General features: G+C 65.0%; 5 protein-coding genes. All 5 read left to right on the top strand.

Going from position 1 to position 4810, the window contains the following annotated elements; translation table 11 throughout:
- Positions 1–248 precede the first annotated feature (248 nt).
- Entirely contained in the window at positions 249–614 is a 366-nt protein-coding gene (locus ACRCSW_RS03175; protein WP_438702534.1) for a VOC family protein, read from the top strand.
- 175 nt (positions 615–789) lie between these two features.
- A complete protein-coding gene (locus ACRCSW_RS03170) occupies positions 790–2028 on the top strand; it encodes a TCR/Tet family MFS transporter (RefSeq protein WP_438702533.1) in 1239 nt (412 codons plus the stop codon).
- Entirely contained in the window at positions 2025–3257 is a 1233-nt protein-coding gene (locus tag ACRCSW_RS03165; protein ID WP_438702536.1) for a DegT/DnrJ/EryC1/StrS family aminotransferase, read from the top strand. Before ACRCSW_RS03170 ends, ACRCSW_RS03165 begins: the two co-directional genes overlap by 4 nt.
- A 3-nt stretch (positions 3258–3260) precedes the next feature.
- On the top strand, positions 3261–3782 hold the full coding sequence (locus tag ACRCSW_RS03160) for a thermonuclease family protein (RefSeq protein WP_438702532.1): 522 nt from the start codon (positions 3261–3263) through the stop codon (positions 3780–3782).
- Positions 3782–4594 (top strand): MBL fold metallo-hydrolase, encoded by an 813-nt coding sequence (locus ACRCSW_RS03155; protein ID WP_438702535.1) that lies wholly within the window; start codon positions 3782–3784, stop codon positions 4592–4594. Before ACRCSW_RS03160 ends, ACRCSW_RS03155 begins: the two co-directional genes overlap by 1 nt.
- Positions 4595–4810: the final 216 nt, after the last annotated feature.

Here is a 4810-nt window from a genome sequence, read left to right as displayed (position 1 = left end):
CGACTCCCCACGCTGCCAACGAGCCCATATCTCGGCGCGCTGTTCGGCCGAATAGTAGATCCGGCGACGATACGTCATGGCTCACACTCCTTCTTCGATCAAAGAATGAAGTGTTGCAGCCACCGGTTGAACCCACCGCCCTTAGCGGACATTCGCAACATGGACCTCAATGTCCGGATCGTTGGGGGCGAGACTGTCCGCTTTCGTGTTAGGCTGACCCGAAAACAGACAGCGCAAGGAAACCGCCCATGATTATCCCGTTAATGTTCGTCCGCGATGTACCGGAAGCTACCACTTTCCTTACCGGCGTGCTCGACCTTGAACTTGTGTCTGCGTCGCCTTCGGAAGCGCCTTTCTATGCTGTCCTAAGAAGGGGGTCAGACGAACTGCACCTTAACCTCTTGCCTTCGCTAAGCAGCTTCGGGCCTTCGTCGGCCATCATAGTTTGCGACGACGTGGACACGTTGTTCGCTATGTTTTTGGCCAGAGGCTTGTCAGTTCCGACCCGGGCGGGCTCGCCTGTTCACGAAGGCCCTTTGGATCAGACTTGGGGTACCCGTGAGGTCTATATCGATGACCCCACCGGGAACACGATCATCTTCCAACAGCGTTAACGGACGTCAGCTGTCGGGATAATCAGTTCGACGCTTGAACCTCCCGTTTCTTGTCGGAAGGCGAAGTTCGGTTCGTAGCTCGTCAACTACCGCTCCGTCCCGCAAATCAGACACTCAAACCACCCCGCCTCCCCGGTTTGACACGACCTGCGGCCCCGCCTAGGGTCCGCCCATCATGAGCCAAGCCGTAATCGCCCCTGCGCCGGTCAGCAGCCATGCCGTGACCTTCGTGCTGATCACCGTGTTTCTGGACATGGTGGGCTTTGGCCTCATCATGCCGGTCCTGCCTGCGCTGATCACTGAAGTCGGGGGCATGAGCCTTGGCGATGCGGCCTATGTCGGTGGCTGGATGTTCGCGGCGTTTGCGCTTGGGCAGTTCGCGTTCAGCCCGTTGATGGGGAACCTTTCCGACCGGTTCGGGCGGCGACCGCTTCTCTTGCTGGCGATCTTCGGGCTGGGGGTGGATTACCTTTTCTCGGCGCTTGCTCCTACGATCTTCTGGCTGTTTGTTGGCCGCATCATCGCGGGGGTCTGCGGGTCGTCCTATGTGATCGCCAATGCCTATATCGCGGATGTGACGGCTCCGGAGGACCGGGCGAAGGCGTTCGGCATGGTGGGGGCCGCGTTCGGGGTGGGCTTCGTTTTGGGCCCGGCTATTGGCGGATTGCTGGGGGAACTGGGCCCGCGGGTGCCGTTCTACGTGGCAGCGGGGATATCGGTCCTGAACCTGATCTACGGCTGGTTCGTCCTGCCCGAGACCCTGCCGCCGGAAAAGCGCCGGGCGTTCGAGTGGCGGCGGTCGAACCCGTTCGGGGCGTTCAGGGTCTTCCGGTACTATCAGGGCGTGGTGCCGCTTTGCTCGGTGCTTTTCGTCTATTTCGCCGCCTCTGCTGTCTATCCGGCGATCTGGCCGTTCTGGGGAATGGCGAAGTTCGAATGGTCCGAGGCGATGGTCGGGCTGACGCTCGCGGCGTTCGGGATCATCACGGCGGTGTTTCAGGGGTTTGTTATCGGGCCGGCGGTGGCGCGGTTCGGGGAATGGCAGGTGTGTCTCTTCGGGCTGGTCATCGCGGTCGTGGTCGCCTTGGGCTACGGGCTGGCGGGGTCGCTGGTTGCGGTGCTGATCCTGCTGGTCGTGCACGGGCCGGAGGGGTTTGTGCATCCGATGCTGGTCGCGATGATGTCGAAGGTGGTGCCGGACGATGCTCAGGGCGAGCTGCAGGGCGGCATTTCGGCGGTGATGAATGTGGCGATGCTGATCGGTACGGTGATGTTCGCGCAGGTCTTCGGGTTCTTCATGCAGGAGGGCGCGCCGCTTCGGTCGCCCGACATGGCGTTCTATCTGGCATCGGGGCTACTGCTTCTGGTGCTGGCGATGTATCTGATGGTCGTGCGGCGGACGGTGGAAAACTGATGGAACGGTTTACGGGCAGTTTCACCCAGCAGGAGCCGATCCCGGAGGCGGGGATCGACGCCGCGATGGCAGTGCTGCGGCATGGGCGGCTGCACCGCTACAACACCGCCGCGGGAGAGGTTGCCGAGACGGCGCTTCTGGAAGAGGAATTCGCGGCTTACGTCGGGTCGCGCTATTGCCTGGCCCTGGCTTCGGGCGGGGCGGCGATGGCCTGCGCCTTGCGGGCTTTGCAGGTGGCGCCGGGTGATCCGGTGCTGTCGAATGCCTTTACGCTGGCGCCGGTGCCGGGGGCGATTGCCAGCCTTGGTGCCAGGCCGGTGTTTGTCGAGGTGACGGAGGACCTGACCATCGATCTTGCGCATCTGGAGGTGCAGGCGAAGGCCTCTGGCGCGCGGGTGCTTTTGCTGTCGCACATGCGGGGGCATGTCTGCGACATGGACGCGCTGATGGCTTTGTGCAACCGGCTGGGCGTGCGGGTGGTCGAGGATTGCGCACACACGATGGGCGCGCGGTGGAAGGGTGTTCCGTCGGGGCGGCATGGGGCGATCGGCTGCTATTCGACGCAGACCTACAAGCACATGAACTCGGGCGAGGGCGGGTTTCTGGTCACCGATGATGAGGAGCTTGCGGCGCGGGCGGTGCTTCTGTCGGGGTCCTACATGCTTTACGCGCGCCACCGGGCGGCGCCTTCTGCGGACGTATTCGAGCGGCTTAAGCTGGATGTGCCCAATGTCTCCAGCCGCATGGATAACCTGCGGGCGGCGATCCTGCGGCCGCAGATCGGGATGCTGGACGACCGCCGGGCGCGGTGGCGCGCGCTTTATCAGGGGATGGAGGCGGGGCTTTCCGGAGTGGCAGGGGTGCAGCTGATCCCCCGCCCGCAAGCCGAGGATTACATGGGGTCGTCGTTCCAGTTCCTCCTGCCGGGGTGGGAACCCGCGCGGGTGGCCGCGTTTGTTGCCGGTTCGGCGGCGCGGGGGGTGGAGCTGAAGTGGTTCGGGGCGGCGGATTCAATGGGATTCACCAGCCGCTACATGCATTGGCGCTATGCGGCACCCGAGGCCTTGCCGCAGACCGACCGTGTGCTGGCGGGTCTGATCGACATGCGGCTGCCTTTGACCTTTGTGCCCGGGGACGTGGCGCAGATTGCGCGGATCATCGGCGAAGAGGTGGAAAAGGCCGCCCGCGTCGAGAGGCCGACTTCCGTCACCACAACGGCGGCAGACTGAGGCGTGGCGCGGCGGGGTCTTTTCGGTCCAGCCAGGCCTCCGGGTCTTCTGGTCCAGCTCCTGCGGCGGCTGGTCGATCCGCGGGTCTACCTGAAGGCGGTGATGCTGGTCGGGTTCCTTGGGCTGGTGCTGTTGCCGACGCTTGCCGACCTCACGAATGCGGTGCTGAAGCCGGTGGCTAGCGAAGACGGCACCTGCCGCATCGTGAACGTGATCGACGGCGATACGGTCACGCTGATGTGCCAGGAGCAGGGGTTGGAACGGGCGCGGATCCTCGGTTTCGATACGCCCGAGAAGTATGCGCCGAAATGCGTGGCCGAGTTCGTGGCGGCCGAGAAGGCGACCTGGGCGTTGCGGACGCTGATCCAGCAGGCCGAGCGGATCGAGCTCGAGCGCGACGGGGCGGACCAGTATGGCCGGACGCTGGTGCGGCTGATCCTGGACGGGCAGGATGTGGCCGGGCGGATGATACGGGCAGGTCATGCCCGCAACTACAGTGGCGGCCCGAGGGGGAGTTGGTGCTGATGCGGATTCTGCGGCAGGGACGGTTGTCGATGACGGTGGAACTGGGGGACCTGACGGTCACCATGCTGTCGGACGGCGAGACGGTCATCGGCACCGATCGTCTGCGCGGGTCGGATGGCGAGGAACTGGCGCCCGAGGCGTTGGCCGGGGCCGATCTGGCGGATGGCCTGTTGCGGCTGCCGGTCCGGGCGTTCCTGGTGCGGGGGCCGCAGGGGTGCCTTTTGATCGACACCGGTGCGGGCGATGCCTGGCACGAAAGCCTCGGCCGGCTGCCCGAGGCGCTGGTCGAGGCGGGCGTGGGGACGAACGAGGTGACGGCGGTCGCCCTCACCCACACCCATGTGGATCACCTGTCGGGGCTGGTGGACGGGGACGGCGGTCTGGCGTTCCCGAACGCGGACAAGGTCTTCGTCCCGGTGGAAGAGCTGATGGCGTTCCGGGCCGAACCCCGGATGATCCCGGTCCTGCCGCGCGTCATGCCGCTGGAGCAGGGCGACGGGCCGATGCCGGGTGTGACGGCGATCAGCGCACCGGGGCATACGGCCGGGCATATGGCGTTTCTGGTGGAAGGGCGGCTTCTGATCTGGGGCGACATCGTTCATCACTCTGCGGTTCAGTTCGCGCGGCCCGAGGTGTGCTGGAGCTTCGATGACGATATGGCCGAAGCTCGCGCGACCCGCCTCAAGGTGCTTGAACAGGTCGTGGAGGCCGGGTGGCTGGTCGCCGGGGCGCATCTGCCAGGCCCGGGGATCGGCAGGGTAGAGCGCGACGGCGAGGGCTATGCCTTCCACCCGGCGACCCGCGGGACGTGACCGGCGGTTTTCAAATTGAGCGCTGACGCGCGAAGACCTTTTGTCTCGCCTCTGCGCGTGAAGAACGCGCAACCGGCTCGGAAGAAGGGCGCGCCGCGCGGGAGTATTTGGAAAAGAGCAAATGCGCTTGCTCTTTTTTCAAGTACTCCGGGGAGCTCGAGGGGCAGCGCCCCTCGTCAGCCGAGGAGGAGGGCGCAAGCCCCGACGACGAGACAA

The sequence above is a fragment of the Tabrizicola sp. genome, assembly GCF_051645465.1.
Lineage (GTDB): Bacteria > Pseudomonadota > Alphaproteobacteria > Rhodobacterales > Rhodobacteraceae > Tabrizicola.
This window is presented reverse-complemented; position numbering and strand designations above follow the sequence as displayed.

Bases quoted from the DNA above. Each gene is read 5' to 3' on its own strand.
- ACRCSW_RS03175 (WP_438702534.1), top strand. From the start codon at position 249: ATGATTATCCCGTTAATGTTCGTCCGCGATGTACCGGAAGCTACCACT.
- ACRCSW_RS03170 (WP_438702533.1), top strand. From the start codon at position 790: ATGAGCCAAGCCGTAATCGCCCCTGCGCCGGTCAGCAGCCATGCCGTG.
- ACRCSW_RS03155 (WP_438702535.1), top strand. From the start codon at position 3,782: ATGCGGATTCTGCGGCAGGGACGGTTGTCGATGACGGTGGAACTGGGG.